General features: G+C 58.8%; 14 protein-coding genes and 1 tRNA gene. All 15 read right to left on the bottom strand.

Annotated features, from left to right (window positions below; translation table 11 throughout):
* Window positions 1-326 (bottom strand): GTP-binding protein (locus P7F28_RS33355; protein WP_277189642.1); only part of this gene is annotated, 326 nt, incomplete at its 3' end.
* 54 nt (window positions 327-380) lie between these two features.
* Window positions 381-2,483: an elongation factor G gene (fusA, locus tag P7F28_RS33350; protein WP_277189641.1), complete on the bottom strand. Its 2,103-nt coding sequence runs from the start codon at window positions 2,481-2,483 to the stop codon at window positions 381-383.
* 129 nt (window positions 2,484-2,612) lie between these two features.
* Entirely contained in the window at window positions 2,613-3,083 is a 471-nt protein-coding gene (gene rpsG / locus P7F28_RS33345) for a 30S ribosomal protein S7 (RefSeq protein ID WP_006053291.1), read from the bottom strand.
* A 189-nt stretch (window positions 3,084-3,272) separates the two neighbouring features.
* Entirely contained in the window at window positions 3,273-3,653 is a 381-nt protein-coding gene (gene rpsL, locus P7F28_RS33340; protein WP_006998493.1) for a 30S ribosomal protein S12, read from the bottom strand.
* A 219-nt stretch (window positions 3,654-3,872) separates the two neighbouring features.
* Window positions 3,873-5,720 (bottom strand): DNA helicase RecQ, encoded by a 1,848-nt coding sequence (recQ, locus tag P7F28_RS33335; RefSeq protein ID WP_277189627.1) that lies wholly within the window; start codon window positions 5,718-5,720, stop codon window positions 3,873-3,875.
* A gap of 172 nt (window positions 5,721-5,892) precedes the next feature.
* A complete protein-coding gene (gene rpoC, locus P7F28_RS33330; RefSeq protein WP_277189625.1) occupies window positions 5,893-10,137 on the bottom strand; it encodes a DNA-directed RNA polymerase subunit beta' in 4,245 nt (1,414 codons plus the stop codon).
* 21 nt (window positions 10,138-10,158) lie between these two features.
* The gene (rpoB, locus tag P7F28_RS33325; protein WP_277189623.1) at window positions 10,159-14,265 is read right to left on the bottom strand and encodes a DNA-directed RNA polymerase subunit beta; all 4,107 of its coding nucleotides are present in this window, start codon (window positions 14,263-14,265) and stop codon (window positions 10,159-10,161) included.
* Window positions 14,266-14,630: 365 nt separating this feature from the next.
* Complete coding sequence (rplL, locus tag P7F28_RS33320) at window positions 14,631-15,008, bottom strand: 50S ribosomal protein L7/L12 (RefSeq protein WP_094781735.1); 378 nt, start codon at window positions 15,006-15,008, stop codon at window positions 14,631-14,633.
* Window positions 15,009-15,091: 83 nt separating this feature from the next.
* Window positions 15,092-15,589, bottom strand: a complete 498-nt coding sequence (rplJ, locus tag P7F28_RS33315; RefSeq protein WP_277189620.1) for a 50S ribosomal protein L10 — start codon at window positions 15,587-15,589, stop codon at window positions 15,092-15,094.
* A 298-nt stretch (window positions 15,590-15,887) separates the two neighbouring features.
* Entirely contained in the window at window positions 15,888-16,583 is a 696-nt protein-coding gene (gene rplA, locus P7F28_RS33310) for a 50S ribosomal protein L1 (RefSeq protein ID WP_277189618.1), read from the bottom strand.
* A complete protein-coding gene (rplK, locus tag P7F28_RS33305; RefSeq protein ID WP_008343796.1) occupies window positions 16,584-17,015 on the bottom strand; it encodes a 50S ribosomal protein L11 in 432 nt (143 codons plus the stop codon).
* 145 nt (window positions 17,016-17,160) lie between these two features.
* Window positions 17,161-17,718, bottom strand: a complete 558-nt coding sequence (gene nusG, locus P7F28_RS33300; protein ID WP_035511383.1) for a transcription termination/antitermination protein NusG — start codon at window positions 17,716-17,718, stop codon at window positions 17,161-17,163.
* A 1-nt stretch (window position 17,719) separates the two neighbouring features.
* The gene (gene secE / locus P7F28_RS33295) at window positions 17,720-18,100 is read right to left on the bottom strand and encodes a preprotein translocase subunit SecE (RefSeq protein ID WP_277189614.1); all 381 of its coding nucleotides are present in this window, start codon (window positions 18,098-18,100) and stop codon (window positions 17,720-17,722) included.
* Between the two features lie 34 nt (window positions 18,101-18,134).
* A tRNA-Trp gene (locus P7F28_RS33290) sits at window positions 18,135-18,210 on the bottom strand.
* Window positions 18,211-18,277: 67 nt separating this feature from the next.
* Window positions 18,278-18,692: EF-Tu/IF-2/RF-3 family GTPase (locus tag P7F28_RS33285; protein ID WP_368860387.1), on the bottom strand; the 415-nt coding region annotated here is incomplete at its 5' end.

Genomic DNA, 18,692 nt, shown 5'->3' with positions numbered 1-18,692 from the left:
GCGGCCGAGCAAACCAGGATTGCGCCGTCCATCTGTGCGGCACCCGTGATCATGTTCTTCACATAGTCAGCGTGGCCCGGGCAGTCAACGTGTGCGTAGTGACGGTTAGCCGTTTCGTACTCGACGTGCGCGGTGTTGATGGTAATACCACGTGCCTTTTCTTCCGGCGCTGCGTCGATCTGGTCGTACGCCTTCGCTTCGCCGCCGAACTTCTGCGTGAGAACCGTCGTGATTGCTGCCGTCAGCGTGGTCTTGCCGTGGTCAACGTGACCGATCGTGCCCACGTTCACGTGCGGCTTGGTCCGCTCGAATTTACCTTTTGCCATGATTACCTTCTTTCAGAGTTTGGTTATCGGTTAAAGCTTATGGCTTGCGCCGAATTACTTGCCCTTGGCGTTGATGATCGCCTCGGAGACGTTACGCGGAGCTTCGGCGTAGTGCTTGAACTCCATCGTGTACGTTGCACGGCCTTGCGTCGCCGAACGCAGCGACGTCGAGTAGCCGAACATTTCCGACAGCGGAACTTCCGCGCGGACGATCTTGCCACCGCCGACCATGTCTTCCATGCCCTGGACAATACCGCGACGGCTGGACAAATCGCCCATCACGTTGCCCATGTAGTCTTCAGGCGTTTCGACTTCCACGGCCATCATCGGTTCGAGAATGACCGGGCTTGCCTTGCGCATTGCTTCCTTGAAGGCCATCGAGCCGGCCATACGGAAAGCGTTTTCGTTCGAGTCAACGTCGTGGTACGAACCGAACGTCAGGTGAACCTTCACGTCCACAACCGGGAAGCCTGCGAGCACGCCCGACTTCAGCGTTTCCTGGATACCCTTGTCCACGGCCGGGATGTATTCGCGAGGAATCACGCCGCCCTTGATCTCGTCCAGGAACTCGTAGCCCTTGCCTTGTTCGTTCGGCTCGAGCGTGATGACCGCGTGACCGTACTGGCCGCGACCACCCGACTGCTTGACGAACTTGCCGTCCACGTCTGCGGCCGTGCCGCGGATCGTTTCGCGGTAAGCAACCTGCGGCTTGCCGACGGTCGCTTCCACGCCGAATTCGCGGCGCATACGGTCAACCAGAATTTCGAGGTGGAGTTCGCCCATACCCGAAATGATGGTTTGGCCCGATTCTTCGTCCGTTTGAACGCGGAACGAAGGATCTTCCTGTGCCAGACGGTTCAGCGCGAGACCCATTTTTTCTTGGTCGGGCTTCGTCTTCGGCTCGACGGCCTGCGAAATCACCGGCTCCGGGAACACCATGCGTTCGAGCACGATCGGGCTTTGCGGATCGCACAGCGTGTCGCCCGTGGTTGCTTCCTTCAGGCCAACGGCTGCAGCGATGTCGCCTGCGCGCACTTCCTTGATTTCTTCGCGCTGGTTCGCGTGCATCTGCAGAATACGGCCCAGACGTTCCTTCTTGTCCTTGGTCGCGTTCAGGATGGTGTCACCCGAATTCACGATGCCCGAGTACACGCGGAAGAAGATCAGCTGGCCGACGAACGGATCCGTCATGATCTTGAACGCGAGTGCCGAGAACTTCTCGTCGTCCGACGCGCGACGCTCACCCTTTTCACCGCTTTCGAGTTCGCCCGTAACCGGGGGAATATCGACCGGCGACGGCAGGAAGTCGATCACGGCGTCCAACATACGCTGCACGCCCTTGTTCTTGAACGCGGTGCCGCACAGCATCGGCTGGATTTCGCACGCGATGGTACGGTCGCGGATCGCCTTGACGATTTCCGCTTCGGACAGCTCTTCGCCGCCGAGGTACTTTTCCATCAGCTCCTCGCTGGCTTCGGCAGCCGACTCGATCATCTTTTCGCGCCACTCGTTGCACGTGTCAACGAGTTCAGCCGGGATATCGACGTAGTCGAACTTCGTACCTTGCGATGCTTCGTCCCAAATGATCGCTTTCATCTTCAAGAGGTCAACGACGCCCTTGAAGGTTTCTTCCGCGCCGATCGGCACCACGACCGGAACCGGGTTTGCCTTCAGGCGGTTCTTCAACTGGTCATAGACCTTGAAGAAGTTCGCGCCGGTACGGTCCATCTTGTTGACGAACGCGAGACGGGGAACCTTGTACTTGTTCGCCTGACGCCACACGGTTTCCGACTGCGGCTGCACGCCGCCCACTGCACAGTAGACCATGCACGCGCCGTCGAGAACGCGCATCGAGCGCTCCACTTCGATCGTGAAGTCGACGTGACCCGGGGTGTCGATGATGTTGATGCGGTGCTCGGGATAATTGCCCGCCATGCCCTTCCAGAAGGCAGTGGTAGCAGCCGACGTAATCGTGATGCCGCGCTCTTGCTCCTGCTCCATCCAGTCCATCGTTGCTGCGCCGTCGTGAACTTCACCGATCTTGTGGTTCACGCCCGTGTAGAACAGGATGCGCTCGGTCGTCGTCGTTTTGCCGGCGTCGATGTGAGCGCTAATACCGATATTGCGGTAGCGCTCGATAGGTGTCTTGCGAGCCACTTTGGATCCTTTTTCGGTCAACGCACCAGCCTCATTTTTGTCATGAGCCAGCGCGTTCTAACACAAACGGGCGAGGCGCCGAAATTAGCGCACCCGCCCTGATTTTCCGTTATGCCCTGGAGCGGGAGCTTAGAAACGGAAGTGCGAGAATGCCTTGTTGGCTTCTGCCATGCGGTGAACTTCGTCGCGCTTTTTCATTGCGCCGCCACGGCCTTCGGCCGCTTCGGAGAGTTCACCTGCCAGGCGCAGGGCCATCGACTTTTCGCTGCGCTTCTTCGCGGCTTCGCGCAACCAACGCATCGCCAATGCCATACGACGCGAGGGACGCACTTCGACCGGAACTTGATAGTTGGCACCACCAACGCGACGGCTCTTCACTTCGACCACCGGCTTCACGTTGTTGAGCGCAACCGTGAACACTTCCAGCGGGTCCTTGCCACCCTTGGTCTGGATCTGTTCAAAAGCGCCGTACACGATACGCTCGGCAACCGACTTCTTGCCGGAGAGCATCAGCACGTTCATGAACTTGGCTACATCTACGTTGCCGAATTTCGGATCCGGCAACACTTCCCGTTTGGGGACTTCGCGACGACGCGGCATGATTCTTCCTTTACCTTTTCAGTTGGAGCAATTTATCTGCTCCGCGGCCACCAACAAACCCGATCCATCTATTCGACTAAACCAGCTTGGCCGGGTGACCACTTACTCGATAGCGCCGGCACTTCCGGCACCACCGCATTAACCGCCTTTCGGCGACCAGAAACTACTTCTACTCAGCAGACCGGCAGCTTACTTGCCAGCCTTGGCACGCTTCGCACCGTACTTCGAGCGAGCTTGCTTACGGTCCTTGACGCCCTGCGTATCCAGCGAGCCGCGAACCATGTGGTAACGAACACCAGGCAAGTCCTTCACACGGCCGCCGCGGATCAGCACGACCGAGTGCTCTTGCAGGTTGTGGCCTTCACCGCCGATGTACGAAATGACTTCGAAACCGTTGGTCAGGCGAACCTTTGCGACTTTACGAAGTGCCGAGTTCGGCTTCTTCGGCGTCGTCGTGTACACGCGGGTGCACACGCCGCGACGTTGCGGGCAGTCCTGCAGGGCCGGCGACTTGCTCTTCGTCGTTTCCGACGCGCGGCCTTTGCGAACCAGTTGATTGATGGTTGGCATAGTTATTCCAGAAAAATGATCAAAATCGGCGTGATTTCAAGCGGGCAAAGCGTTTGCAGTCACGCGTCTGACGCTCTCGTTCGGTGTTTTTGCTTCCGCGACCCAGCGCCAGGCCGGATCCGAAACTGGACCCAGAACGAGAACCTAGCATGATATTCCGAAATTCCTAATTGGGTCAATACGTTGGGGAGAATTCCGAAGCTCTCCGGACGAATTTCGTTAATCGGCGCCGACTACGTCGAGCAATTCGTCGCCGAAACGCTCCAGTTTTCGCACACCGATGCCCGGAATGTGCCGCAAATCGTCAATGGTGTCGGGATCGCTGCGGGCGATTTCCGCGAGCGTGGCATCGTGGAAGATGACGTAGGCCGGCACGCCGTCGCTCTTTGCGGTTTCGGCGCGCCACGCGCGCAGGCGATCCCAGCGCGACTTCTCGCGTGGCGACATGCCGGCGGTCGGATCGGCGCGTTCGCCGGTACGTGCGGAAGATTGCCGGCTGCGCGCAGGTTTCATGTACTTGCGCAGCGTGACCTGCTGCTCGCCCTTCAGCACTGGCTTGCTGGCATCGGTCAGTACGAGCGAACCGAAGCCTTCGTGATCGACTGCGAGGTAACCGAAGGCCACTAATTGCCGGAACACCGCGCGCCACTCCGGCTCGGACAGCCCAGCGCCGAGGCCGAACGTCGAAAGCTTCTCGTGCCCGCGCTGCAGAACCTTTTCGCCGCGCGTGCCACGCAGGATGTCGATCAAATGCCCTGCGCCGAAGTGGAAGCCGCTCGCCCGCTGCGCCCGATAAACGCACGACAGCGCCATCTGCGCTTCGCGCGTCGCGTCCCACGAGGCGGGCGGTTCGAGGCATGTATCGCAGTTGCCGCACGGCTTGCTCGTTTCGCCGAAGTACGCGAGCAGGCGCACGCGTCGGCAGGAGGCGACTTCGCATAGACCAAGCAGCGCGTCGAGCTTGCCGGTTTGTACGCGCTTGTGGGCTTCGTCAGCATCGGATTCATCGATCATCTTGCGCTGCTGCACGACATCGCCGAGACCGTATGCCATCCACGCGTTGGCCGGCATGCCATCACGGCCCGCGCGCCCGGTTTCCTGATAGTAGCCTTCGACGCTCTTCGGCAAATCCAGATGCGCGACGAAACGCACGTCAGGTTTGTCGATACCCATACCGAAGGCAATCGTCGCGCACATCACGATGCCCTCTTCGCGCTGAAACATCTCCTGATGCTTCTGCCGAATCTGAAACTCCATCCCGGCGTGATACGGCAAAGCGCGAATGCCCTGGCCTTTCAGCCAGTCGGCGGTTTCCTCGACCTTGCGGCGCGACAGGCAATACACAACGCCCGCGTCGGTCGTACCGTCCTTGTTGGTATGTTCAGCGCGGATGAAATCCAACAACTGCGACCGCGCATTGTCCTTTTCGACGATCCGATACCGAATGTTCGGTCGATCAAAGCTGGAAACGAAAATGCGCGCATCGTCGAGCGCGAGCCGATGCACGATTTCATCGCGCGTAATGGCATCAGCCGTCGCGGTCAGCGCGATACGCGGCACATCCGGAAAACGCTCGTGCAGGACCGACAACTGAATGTATTCGGGCCGGAAGTCGTGACCCCATTGCGAAACACAATGCGCTTCGTCGATGGCAAACAAGCCGACGGGCGAATCCTCAAGCAGTTCGAGAAAACGCGGCGTCATCAATCGTTCGGGTGCGACGTAAAGCAAATCGATCTCGCCGTTGCGCAAGGCGCGCTCGGTCGCATTGGCTTCCGCGCCCGACAGCGTCGAATTGAGATAGGCCGCGCGCACGCCCACTTCGGTGAGCGCCGCCACCTGATCCTGCATCAACGCGATCAGCGGCGACACGACGATACCCGCGCCGAATCCCGCCTCGTGCCGCACCAGCGATGGAATCTGATAACACAGCGACTTGCCGCCGCCCGTTGGCATCAGCACGAGCGAATCTCCGCCGCCCGCGACATGCTCGACGATCTCCGCCTGTTGTCCGCGAAAAGCGGGATAGCCGAAGATTTCGTTGAGGATTTCGAGTGAGCGGGACATGGACTGAACGTGCGATACGGCGAAGAGGAATAACGAATTCTAACAACGCAACGGCATGCCGAACCGGCCTATGCCATTCGGCAGAGTGACTTCGACATCAAAACATACCGACGAAAAAAAACCGCCCGGCGTGAACCGGGCGGTCTCAATCAAGCAATAACGAACGAGAAACTTACTCGCCCGTCGTATGCGGCTGCTGCTCCGCTGCCGGGGCTTCCGGCGTACCGAAATCGAATGCCTCTTCGGCAGCGATCTGGTCGAAGCGTTCGCGATCCGCAGACTCCTTGTTCTTGCGAGCCTTGTGGAACGCGAGACCCGTACCGGCCGGAATCAGACGACCGACGATCACGTTTTCCTTCAGGCCACGCAAATCGTCGCGCTTGCCCATGATCGCCGCTTCGGTCAGCACGCGCGTCGTTTCCTGGAACGACGCCGCCGAGATGAACGAATCGGTAGACAGAGACGCCTTCGTGATACCGAGCAGCACGTTTTCGTACGTTGCCGGGCGCTTGTCTTCCGCGATCATCTTGTCGTTCTCGTCCAACATGTCCGAACGCTCGACTTGTTCACCCGGAATGAAGCGCGTGTCGCCGTTGTCGGTGATCTGAACACGACGCAGCATCTGACGCACGATCACTTCAATATGCTTGTCGTTGATCTTCACGCCCTGCAGACGGTACACGTCCTGCACTTCGTCCACGATGTAGCGCGACAACGCCTCGATACCCTGCAGACGCAGGATGTCGTGCGGATCGGCCGGGCCGTCCACGATCATTTCGCCCTTGTTGACGACCTGACCATCGTGCACCAGCACCTGCTTTTCCTTCGCGATCAGGAACTCGTGCTGATTGCCTTCGAGGTCCGTAATCACCAGACGTTGCTTGCCCTTCGTGTCCTTACCGAACGACGTCGTACCCGTGACTTCCGCAAGAATGCCGGCGTCCTTCGGCGAGCGCGCTTCGAACAGTTCGGCCACACGCGGCAGACCGCCGGTAATGTCACGCGTCTTCTGCGCTTCAACCGGGATACGTGCCAGCACTTCACCGACCTGCACTTGCTGACCATCCTTCACGGTGATCAGTGCGCCGACCTGGAAGCCGATCTGCACCGAATGCTCGGTGTTCGGGATCTTCACTTCCTCGCCGTTCGCGTCGAGCAGTTTCACCTGCGGACGCACGCTCTTCGAAGCCTGCGAGCCACGACGCTTCACGTCGATCACGACCAGGGTCGAAAGACCGGTCACATCGTCGATCTGCTTCGCAACCGTCACGCCTTCTTCGACGTTTTCGAACTTCACCGTACCACCGTACTCGGTGATGATCGGACGCGTCAGCGGATCCCATTGAGCCAGTTGCGCACCGGCCTTGATGGTCGCGCCGTCGAGTTGCAGCAGCGTCGCGCCGTACGGGATCTTGTGACGTTCACGCTCGCGACCGAGGTCGTCCGCGATGATCGCTTCGCCCGAACGCGAAATGACGACTTGCTCGCCCTTCGCGTTGGTGACGTAACGCATCGTGGCCGTGAAGCGCACCGTGCCGTTCGACTTCGCCTCCACCGTCGATGCAACCGCCGCACGCGATGCCGCACCACCGATGTGGAACGTACGCATGGTCAGCTGCGTGCCCGGCTCACCGATCGACTGAGCAGCGATCACACCGACTGCCTCACCGACGTTCACGCGCGAACCGCGACCGAGGTCACGGCCATAGCACGATGCGCACAAGCCATAACGCGTTTCGCAGGTCAGCGGCGTGCGCACGCGCACTTCGTCGATACCCAGACGCTCGATTTCTTCCACTGCGTCTTCGTCGAGCAGATCGCCCGACGCGTACAGCGTCTCTTGCGTTTCCGGATGAACGACGTCCGCCACCGCGACGCGACCGAGAATACGATCACGCAGCGCTTCGACGACTTCGCCGCCTTCGACCAACGCCTTCATCGCCACGCCGTTCGACGTGCCGCAATCTTCTTCGACGACGACCAGATCCTGCGTCACATCGACCAGACGACGCGTCAGGTAACCCGAGTTCGCGGTCTTCAGTGCCGTATCAGCCAGACCCTTACGCGCACCGTGGGTCGAGATGAAGTACTGCAACACGTTCAGACCTTCACGGAAGTTCGCGGTAATCGGCGTCTCGATAATGGAACCGTCCGGCTTCGCCATCAGCCCGCGCATACCGGCCAGCTGACGAATCTGCGTTGCGGAACCCCGCGCGCCCGAGTCGGCCATCATGTAGATCGAGTTGAACGATTCCTGACGCGTTTCCTTGCCGTCACGATCAACCACCGGTTCTGTCGAAAGCTGTTCCATCATCGCCTTGCCGACCGCTTCCGACGTGTTCGACCAAATATCGACCACGTTGTTGTAGCGTTCCTGCGCGGTGACGAGACCCGACATGTACTGACGGTCGTATTCCTTCACCTTCTTCGCTGCGTCGCCGACGATGGTTTCTTTCTGCGGCGGCACGAGCATGTCGTCCACGCAAATCGAAATACCGGCGCGCGTTGCGAGGCGGAAACCCATCTGCATCAACTGGTCGGCGAAGATCACCGTTTCGCGCAGACCGCACTTGCGGAACGCCGTGTTGATCAGACGCGAAATTTCCTTCTTCTTCAATGGCTTGTTCAGCACCGTGAACGGCAGACCCGGCGGCAGAATTTCCGACAGGATCGAACGGCCAACGGTCGTTGCGAACAGCGAGATCTTCGGCACGAACTTCGGCGCGCCTTCGCTCGTGTCCTCGTTCGCCACCATTTCGGTGATACGCACGTTGACGCGCGAAGCCAGCTCGACTTCCTTGTTCTCGTACGCGCGAATCACTTCCGAGACGCCCGTGAACGTCATGCCTTCGCCCTTGCCATTCACCGCTTCACGCGATGCGTAGTAGAGACCCAACACGATATCCTGCGACGGCACGATCGACGGATCGCCGTTGGCCGGGAACAGGACGTTGTTCGACGCCAGCATCAGCGTGCGCGCTTCCAACTGCGCTTCGAGCGACAGCGGAACGTGAACAGCCATCTGGTCACCGTCGAAGTCGGCGTTGAACGCCGCGCAAACCAGCGGGTGAAGCTGAATTGCCTTGCCTTCGATCAGCACCGGCTCGAAAGCCTGAATGCCGAGACGGTGCAGCGTCGGCGCACGGTTCAGCATGACCGGATGCTCGCGGATCACCTCTTCGAGGATGTCCCACACCACGGCCGTCTGGTTCTCGACTTCCTTCTTCGCAGCCTTGATGGTCGTCGCGACGCCCATCACCTCCAGCTTGTTGAAGATGAACGGCTTGAACAGTTCGAGCGCCATCAGCTTCGGCAGACCGCACTGATGCAGCTTGAGCGTCGGACCGACCACGATCACCGAACGGCCCGAATAGTCAACGCGCTTACCGAGCAAGTTCTGACGGAAACGACCGCCCTTACCCTTGATCATGTCAGCGAGCGACTTCAGCGGACGCTTGTTCGCACCGGTCATCGCCTTACCGCGACGGCCGTTGTCGAGCAGCGAATCGACGGCTTCCTGCAGCATCCGCTTTTCATTGCGGACGATGATTTCAGGCGCCTTCAGTTCGAGCAGACGCTTCAACCGGTTGTTACGGTTGATCACGCGGCGATACAAGTCGTTCAGATCCGACGTCGCGAAACGGCCGCCATCCAGCGGCACCAGCGGACGCAGTTCCGGCGGCAGCACCGGCAGCACTTCGAGCACCATCCAGTCAGGCTTGATGCCCGAACGCTGGAAAGCCTCGAGCACCTTCAGGCGCTTCGCGTACTTCTTGATCTTCGCTTCCGAACCCGTGTTCTTGAGTTCGGTGCGCAGCATTTCGACCTGTTCGTCGATGTTGATCGCGCGCAGCAGTTCACGCACGCCTTCCGCGCCCATTTCGGCACGGAATTCGTCACCGTACTCTTCGACCTTGTTGTAGTAATCCTCTTCCGTCATGATCTGCCGCGCTTTCAGCGGCGTCATGCCCGGATCGATCACCACATATGCTTCGAAGTACAGCACGCGCTCGATGTCGCGCAGCGTCATGTCGAGCACCATGCCCAGACGCGACGGCAGCGACTTCAGGAACCAGATGTGCGCAACCGGCGAGGCCAACTCGATGTGGCCCATCCGTTCACGACGCACCTTCGCCAGCGTGACTTCCACGCCGCACTTCTCGCAGATCACGCCACGGTGCTTCAGGCGCTTGTACTTGCCGCAAAGGCATTCGTAGTCCTTGATCGGACCAAAAATCTTCGCGCAAAACAGACCATCCCGCTCCGGCTTGAACGTGCGGTAGTTGATGGTCTCCGGCTTCTTCACTTCGCCGAAGGACCAAGAACGAATCTTGTCGGGCGACGCGAGGCCGATCTTGATCGCATCAAAAACTTCTTCTTGTTGGACTTGCTTGAATAGATCGAGCAGAGCTTTCATTGCTTTCTCTCCGTAGTCCGATTAATTGCGGTCCAGATCGATGTCGATACCGAGCGAGCGGATTTCCTTCACCAACACGTTGAAGGATTCCGGCATGCCCGCGTCGATCACGTGATCGCCCTTGACGAGGTTCTCATAAACCTTGGTCCGGCCTGTCACGTCGTCCGACTTGACCGTCAGCATTTCCTGCAGCACATACGATGCGCCGTACGCTTCGAGCGCCCACACTTCCATTTCACCGAAGCGCTGACCACCGAACTGCGCCTTACCACCCAGCGGCTGCTGCGTGACCAGCGAGTACGGACCGGTCGAACGCGCGTGCATCTTGTCATCGACCAAGTGGTGCAGCTTCAGGTAGTGCATGTAGCCGACCGTGACCGTACGCTCGAATGCTTCGCCGGTGCGACCGTCGTACAGCGTGACCTGATTCTTCGACGGCGTCATGCCGAGGTTCGAAGCGATGTCGTCCGGGTAAGCCAGATCCAGCGCGCGCGACATTTCGTCTTCCGTTGCGCCGTCGAAAACCGGCGTCGCAAACGGCACACCTTGACGCAGATTCTTCGCGAGTTCGAGGATTTCGTCGTCGGTGAAGCTTTCCAGCTCTTCCTGACGGCCCGACTCGTTATAGATCTTCGTGAGGAACGCACGCATTTCCTCGACCTTCGACTGACGCTGCAGCATTTCGCCGATACGCCAGCCCAGACCCTTCGCGGCCCAACCCAGATGCACTTCGAGAATCTGACCCACGTTCATCCGCGACGGCACGCCGAGCGGGTTGAGCACGACGTCGGCCGGACGGCCATCGGCCATGTACGGCATGTCTTCGATCGGCACGATCTTCGACACGACACCCTTGTTACCGTGGCGACCCGCCATCTTGTCGCCAGGCTGCAGACGACGCTTGACCGCGAGGTACACCTTGACCATCTTCAGCACGCCCGGCGGTAGTTCGTCGCCTTGCGTCAGCTTCTTGCGCTTCTCTTCGAACGCGAGGTCGAATTGATGACGCTTCTGCTCGATCGAATCCTTGATCGCTTCCAGCTGTGCCGCTGCTTCTTCGTCCGCGAGGCGGATGTCGAACCAATGGTAGTGGTCGAGATCTTCGAGGTACGGCAGATCGATCTTCGTGCCCTTCGCGAGCTTCTTCGGACCGCCGTTCGCGACCTTGCCATTCAGCATACGGGCGAGACGCGAGAACGCGTCACCTTCCACAATGCGAAGCTGGTCGTTCAAATCGAGGCGATAGCGCTTCAGTTCGTCGTCGATGATCTGTTGCGCGCGCTTGTCACGCGTGATGCCTTCGCGCGTGAAAACCTGCACGTCGATCACCGTGCCGCTCATGCCCGACGGCACGCGCAGCGACGTGTCCTTCACGTCCGACGCCTTCTCACCGAAGATCGCGCGCAGCAGCTTTTCTTCCGGCGTCAGTTGGGTTTCGCCCTTCGGCGTCACCTTACCGACCAGCACGTCGCCCGCTTCGACTTCCGCGCCGATGTACACGATGCCCGACTCATCGAGACGGCCAAGCTGCACTTCCGCGAGGTTCGAAATATCGCGCGTGATTTCTTCTGGTCCAAGCTTCGTGTCGCGAGCAACAACGTTCAACTCTTCGATGTGGATCGACGTATAACGATCGTCGGCCACGACCTTCTCCGAGATCAGGATCGAATCTTCGAAGTTGTAGCCGTTCCACGGCATGAACGCGACCAGCATGTTCTGGCCGAGCGCAAGCTCGCCCAGATCCGTCGATGCGCCATCGGCCAGCACGTCGCCGCGCGAAACCTTGTCGCCCACCTTCGCGATCGGACGCTGGTTGATGTTCGTGTTCTGGTTCGAACGCGTGTACTTGATCAGGTTGTAGATGTCCACGCCGACGTCGCCTGCTACGGCTTCTTCGTCGTTCACGCGAATCACGATACGGCCCGCATCGACGTAATCCACCACGCCACCGCGGAACGCCTGAACCGTCGTACCCGAGTCAACCGCCACCGTACGCTCGATACCCGTACCGACAACCGGCTTTTCCGGACGCAGGCAAGGCACGGCCTGACGCTGCATGTTCGAGCCCATCAACGCGCGGTTCGCGTCATCGTGCTCAAGGAACGGAATCAGCGATGCCGCCACCGACACGATCTGCGACGGCGCCACGTCCATGTACTGGATGCGGTCCGGCGTGACCATCATGGTTTCGCCCGCTTCACGCGAGGACACGAGTTCGTCGGTCAGCGTGCCGTCTTCCGCCACTGCCGCGTTCGCCTGAGCGATCACGTAACGGCCTTCTTCGATCGCCGACAGATAGTCGATCTGATCCGTCACTTTGCTATCCGTCACCTTGCGATACGGCGTTTCGAGGAAGCCGTATTCGTTCAGGTGCGCGTACAGCGCCAGCGAGTTGATCAGGCCGATGTTCGGACCTTCCGGCGTTTCAATCGGGCAAACACGACCATAGTGAGTCGGGTGCACGTCGCGGACTTCGAAGCCTGCGCGCTCACGCGTCAGACCGCCCGGCCCGAGCGCGGAAACACGACGCTTGTGCGTGATTTCCGACAGCGGGTTGGTTTGGTCCATAAACTGCGACAGCTGCGACGAACCGAAGAACTCGCGAATTGCCGACGAAATCGGCTTCGAGTTGATCAGGTCGTGCGGCATCAGGTTTTCGCTTTCTGCCTGACCCAGACGTTCCTTCACGGCACGTTCGACACGCACGAGACCCGCGCGGAACTGGTTCTCCGCGAGTTCGCCCACGCAACGCACGCGACGATTGCCCAAGTGGTCGATATCGTCCACTTCGCCCTTGCCGTTACGCAGCTCGACGAGGATCTTGATGGTCGCGAGGATGTCGTCGTCCTGCAGCGTCATCGGTCCGATGATTTCATCGCGGCCCACGCGGCGATTGAACTTCATACGGCCGACCTTCGACAGGTCGTACGCTTCTTCGCTGTAGAACAGACGGTTGAACAGCGCCTCGACTGCTTCTTCGGTCGGCGGCTCGCCCGGACGCATCATGCGATAAATCGCGATACGCGCAGCCATCTTGTCCGCGGTTTCATCGATACGCAGCGTGGACGAGATATACGGGCCTTGATCCAGATCGTTCGTATAGAGCGTCTGGATGTCCTTAACCTTCGCTTCGCGCAGCTTTTCGAGCACCGACTCGGTAATTTCCTCGTTGGCGTTCGCGATCACTTCGCCCGTTTCCGGATCGATCACGTTCTTCGCCAGCACGCGGCCGAGCAGGTAGTCTTCCGGCACCGAAATGAACTTCGTCTTCGCGTTTTCGAGATCGCGAATGTGCTTGGCGTTGACGCGCTTGTCCTTCGCGACGACGAGATTGCCGTCACGATCGTTGATATCGAAACGCGCCACTTCGCCACGAAGACGCTCGGCGACGAATTCCATTTGCGCGCCTTCGTTCATCAACTGGAAGTTGTCGAACACGAAGAAGTTCGCGAGGATCTGCTCGGGCGACATACCGATCGCCTTCAGCAGAATCGTGACCGGCATCTTGCGACGACGGTCAACGCGGAAGTACAGCACGTCCTTCGGATCGAATTCGAAGTCGAGCCACGAACCACGGTAAGGAATGATCCGCGCCGAGAACAGCAGCTTGCCGGAGCTGTGCGTCTTGCCCTTGTCGTGCTCGAAGAACACGCCAGGCGAACGGTGGAGCTGCGAGACGATCACGCGCTCGGTACCGTTGATGACGAACGAACCCGTCGGCGTCATGAGCGGAATTTCGCCCATGTACACTTCCTGTTCCTTGACTTCCTTGACGACCGGCTTGCTCGGCGATTCTTTGTCGAGCAGAACCAGACGCACCTTCGCGCGAAGTGCCGAGCAGTAGGTCAGCCCGCGCTGCTGGCATTCCTTGATGTTGAACGCCGGCGACGACAGCATGTAGCTGACGAACTCGAGACGCGCAAAACCGTTGTGCGAAACAATCGGGAAAACAGAGGTGAACGCAGCTTGCAGGCCTTCGGCCTTACGTTGCGACGAAGACGTGTCTGCTTGCAGAAACGTCTGGAATGATTCAAGCTGGGTTGCCAGCAAAAAGGGAACTTGGTGAACGATGGGGCGTTTCGCGAAACTCTTGCGAATACGCTTCTTCTCGGTGAAGGAATATTGCATACGATCTCCGAATCACGGCGGGCGTTGCCGAGGCGGGATACCTCGACGGCACGCTCGGTGTTCACCGACTGAGACCCGCACATTGTCCAGGGCGGACGCGCGAATCTAGAAGCTTGGTGGTTGGCCTCTACCAACCGCTGGCTGACGGCAACGGATGCCTGTGTTTCCCGTTGCCCGACCAAACTTGCCTTCTGCAGTCGCTTCAGAAGACAAAGAGAACTGCCGGAAATTCATGCCGATCCGACCGTTCTCTTTGACTTCTGTGGGGACTTTTATGCTTGCCTGCGTGCATAAAAACTGCGTCCCCACAAAGCACAAAAAGGCCGGCGGTAAAAACCGCCAGCCTTCGCATAGCGCCAAAAAACTTACTTGATTTCAGCCTTCGCGCCTGCTTCTTCCAGCTTCTTCTTTGCTTCTTCAGCAGCAGCCTTGGGCACTGCTTCCTTGACGGGCTTCGGTGCGCCATCAACCAGGTCCTTCGCTTCCTTCAGGCCGAGACCCGTCAGTTCACGAACGGCCTTAATGACCGAAACCTTGTTTGCGCCCACTTCGACCAAGTTCACGGTGAACTCGGTTTGCTCTTCAGCAGCAGCAGCACCGCCGCCAGCGCCAGCCGGGCCAGCAACTGCAACAGCAGCAGCCGACACGCCAAACTTCTCTTCGAACGCCTTGACCAGCTCGTTCAGTTCCAGAACGGACATCGAGCCAACGGCTTCGAGGATGTCTTCTTTTGCGATTGCCATGTGAAATACTCCTAGATTGAATTCGGATCGAGCTAGCGATCTAGCTTTGCCTAACTTAAGCGACTAGCGCCCAAGCGTGAGCGTTACGCTGCTTCGCTCTGCTTCTTTTCAGCAAGCGCGGCCAGAGCGCGCGCGAAGCCGGAAACAGGAGCTTGCATAACGAACAACAGCTTGGAGAGCAGCTCTTCACGGCTCGGGATGTTGGCCAGCGCTTGCACGCCTGCCTTGTCCATCACCTTGCCTTCGTAGGAACCAGCCTTGATGATCAACTTGTCATTGCTCTTGCCGAAGTCATTGACGACCTTGGCGGCGGCAATGGCATCTTCCGAGATGCCGTAGATCAGAGGACCGGTCATCTGCTCAGCCAGCGGAGCGAACGGGGTACCTTCGACAGCGCGACGCGCCAGCGTGTTCTTCAACACGCGCAGATACACCTGTTGCTCACGCGCTTTCGCGCGCAGCTTGGTCAGATCGCCAACCGTGATCCCACGATACTCAGCGAGCACCATCGTCTGAGCCTTCGCGACTTGCGCGGCGACTTCAGCGACTACTGCCTGCTTATCTTCTTTGTTCAGTGGCACGGTTAAACCTCCAGATTCGATGCACTCGGGCGAACAACCCTCATGCACCACGTTCGACAACGGCGTCCGACTGTTAGGAGTATCTCTATCGATTAGGTGACCGTCTTACGACGCTCGATAACCGACTTCAACCACTGCAAAACTGTTTCGGGTTCGCCATCTGCGTTGGCTTGAATTAAGGTGGTGCCTGCCTGCTGCACCACCACCAACGGTCTTTGACAACCGGTTGCCCGTTTTAAAGAGCAACCGCCCAAAGCCCTTTTGAAGCGCAGTCTCTCGACCACGCTCTAAAACTCTGTTACTGCGCCAGCGTGCCTTGATCGACACGGACGCCCACGCCCATCGTGCTCGACACGGCGATCTTGCGCAGGTACACGCCCTTGCTCGTCGCCGGCTTTGCCTTTTGCAACGCGTCGATCAGTGCCGACAGGTTTTCACGCAGCTTGGTCGGCTCGAACGAAGCGCGACCGATCGTGCCGTGGATGATACCGGCTTTGTCGACGCGGAACTGAACCTGACCAGCCTTGGCGTTCTTGACTGCTTGAGCCACGTCCGGCGTGACCGTACCGACCTTCGGGTTCGGCATCAGGCCGCGCGGGCCGAGAATCTGACCGAGCGTACCAACAACGCGCATCGTGTCCGGCGAAGCGATCACAACGTCGAAGTTCAGATTGCCAGCCTTGACTTGCTCAGCCAGGTCTTCCATACCGACGATATCGGCGCCTGCGGCACGAGCTTGCTCAGCCTTGTCGCCTTGCGCGAACACAGCAACGCGAACCGACTTACCAGTACCAGCCGGCAGAACGACCGAACCACGGACCACTTGATCCGACTTCTTCGCGTCGATACCGAGTTGCACGGCGACGTCGATCGATTCATCGAACTTCGCGCTGGCGCACTCTTTCACGAGAGCCAGTGCGTCGTCGATTGCGTACAGCTTCTGACGATCAATCTTGGCTTCGAATGCCTGAAGGCGCTTAGAAAGCTTAGCCATTTACACGCCCTCCACAGTGATACCCATTGAACGCGCGCTACCAGCGATCGTGCGCACGGCTGCGTCCAGATCAGCTGCCGTAAGATCCGGCATCTTGGTCTTTGCGATTTCTTCCGCTTGAGCGCGGGTGATATTGCCCACCTTGTCGGTGTGCGGCTTGCTGGAGCCCTTCTGCACTGCGGCTGCCTTCTTGATCAGAACGGTAGCCGGCGGCGTCTTCATGATGAACGTGAAGCTCTTGTCCGCGAATGCCGTGATAACCACCGGCACCGGCAGACCTGGCTCCATGCCCTGAGTCTGCGCGTTGAACGCCTTGCAGAACTCCATGATGTTCAGGCCGCGCTGACCCAGTGCCGGACCGACCGGCGGCGACGGATTGGCTTTACCTGCAGGAATCTGCAGCTTAATAAAGCCGATAATTTTCTTTGCCATTTGAAAACCTCTGCTGAACGCGAGAGCGTTCGGTGAGTGATAGCGCGCGTTCGACAAACCGCCTACTGACGCTCCTCAACGGCCATTACGCGGACCGTAAGCGCGAATCGCGCGATGACCCGAGAGCCACGCGCGATGTATTCGATTAAAGCTTTTCGACTTGACCGAACTCGAGTTCGACCGGTGTCGATCGCCCGAAAATCGTGACGGAGACACGAACCCGGGACTTTTCGTAATTCACTTCTTCGACATTGCCATTGAAGTCAGTGAACGGACCTTCCTTCACTCGAACCATCTCGCCAACTTCGAACAGCGTCTTCGGCCTTGGCTTTTCGACGCCTTCCTGCATCTGCGACATGATCTTTTCGACTTCACGCGGCGAGATGGGACTCGGGCGATTTCGCGCGCCACCGACGAAACCAGTGACCTTCGCAGTGTTCTTCACCAAGTGCCAGGTTTCGTCGGTCATTTCCATTTCAACCAGAACATAGCCTGGGAAGAAACGACGTTCGGTTACCGACTTGTGACCACCTTTGACCTCGACCACCTCTTCAGTCGGAACAAGAATTTGTCCGAACTGGTCTTGCATGCCTGCTCGATCAATGCGCTCTTGAAGCGCACGTTGCACGCTCTTCTCCATGCCGGAGTAGGCGTGCACCACATACCAACGTTTTCCACTCGGGGATGTCGGAGTATCGCTCATATCATTTCCACCCCAGAATCGCCGAGAAAATCACCCATTCGATCGACTTATCGCTAAGCCAGAGCAGAATGGCCATGATCAGAACAAACGCAAATACCACGAGAGTCGTTTGCGTTGCTTCTTTGCGGGTCGGCCAAACGACCTTGCGGACTTCTTTGTATGAGTCTTTGGCGAAAGCGATGAATGCTTTGCCAGGCGCAGAGAGAAGTCCCGCTGCGACACCCGCGATGACACCGACAGCGAGTGCTGCGCCACGAACGTACCACTCTTGGCCAGACAGCCAGAAGAACCCCACGAATCCGGCCAAGACCAACAATACACCCGCGGCCAACATCAACTTGTCGCCGGAAGTATTTACAGTTTCGACGGAAGGATTCGCCATAACACCTTAAGCAGCGCCACTTGGCGCGATAATTTGGCAGGGGCAGAGGGAATCGAACCCCCAACCTTCGGTTTTGGAGACCGACGCTCTGCCAGTTGAGCTATACCCCTAAACCATTTGGGATCAGCGAGCTTCGCCGATCCCGAAACCACAAACTACCGAGAAGATTTCTGGCTCTTACTCGATAATCTTAGCCACGACACCGGCGCCGACGGTACGACCGCCTTCACGGATAGCGAAGCGCAGACCTTCTTCCATGGCGATCGGGTTGATCAGCTTGACCGTGATCGACACGTTGTCGCCCGGCATCACCATTTCCTTGTCCTTCGGCAGCTCGATCGAGCCCGTCACGTCCGTCGTACGGAAGTAGAACTGCGGACGGTAGTTGTTGAAGAACGGCGTGTGACGGCCGCCTTCGTCCTTGCTCAGCACGTACACTTCAGCCGTGAAGTGCGTGTGCGGGTTGATCGAACCCGGCTTGGCCAGAACCTGGCCACGCTCCACGTCTTCACGCTTCGTGCCGCGCAGCAGGATACCGACGTTGTCGCCTGCCTGACCTTGGTCGAGCAGCTTGCGGAACATTTCCACGCCC

It is taken from the genome of Caballeronia sp. BR00000012568055, assembly GCF_029439455.1.
In the GTDB taxonomy this organism is placed as follows: Bacteria; Pseudomonadota; Gammaproteobacteria; order Burkholderiales; family Burkholderiaceae; genus Caballeronia.
This window is presented reverse-complemented; position numbering and strand designations above follow the sequence as displayed.

Bases quoted from the DNA above. Each gene is read 5' to 3' on its own strand.
- rplK (WP_008343796.1), bottom strand. From the start codon at position 17,015: ATGGCAAAGAAAATTATCGGCTTTATTAAGCTGCAGATTCCTGCAGGT.
- rplA (WP_277189618.1), bottom strand. From the start codon at position 16,583: ATGGCTAAGCTTTCTAAGCGCCTTCAGGCATTCGAAGCCAAGATTGAT.
- secE (WP_277189614.1), bottom strand. From the start codon at position 18,100: ATGGCGAATCCTTCCGTCGAAACTGTAAATACTTCCGGCGACAAGTTG.
- rpoB (WP_277189623.1), bottom strand. From the start codon at position 14,265: ATGCAATATTCCTTCACCGAGAAGAAGCGTATTCGCAAGAGTTTCGCG.
- nusG (WP_035511383.1), bottom strand. From the start codon at position 17,718: ATGAGCGATACTCCGACATCCCCGAGTGGAAAACGTTGGTATGTGGTG.
- recQ (WP_277189627.1), bottom strand. From the start codon at position 5,720: ATGTCCCGCTCACTCGAAATCCTCAACGAAATCTTCGGCTATCCCGCT.
- rpsG (WP_006053291.1), bottom strand. From the start codon at position 3,083: ATGCCGCGTCGTCGCGAAGTCCCCAAACGGGAAGTGTTGCCGGATCCG.
- rpsL (WP_006998493.1), bottom strand. From the start codon at position 3,653: ATGCCAACCATCAATCAACTGGTTCGCAAAGGCCGCGCGTCGGAAACG.
- rpoC (WP_277189625.1), bottom strand. From the start codon at position 10,137: ATGAAAGCTCTGCTCGATCTATTCAAGCAAGTCCAACAAGAAGAAGTT.
- rplL (WP_094781735.1), bottom strand. From the start codon at position 15,008: ATGGCAATCGCAAAAGAAGACATCCTCGAAGCCGTTGGCTCGATGTCC.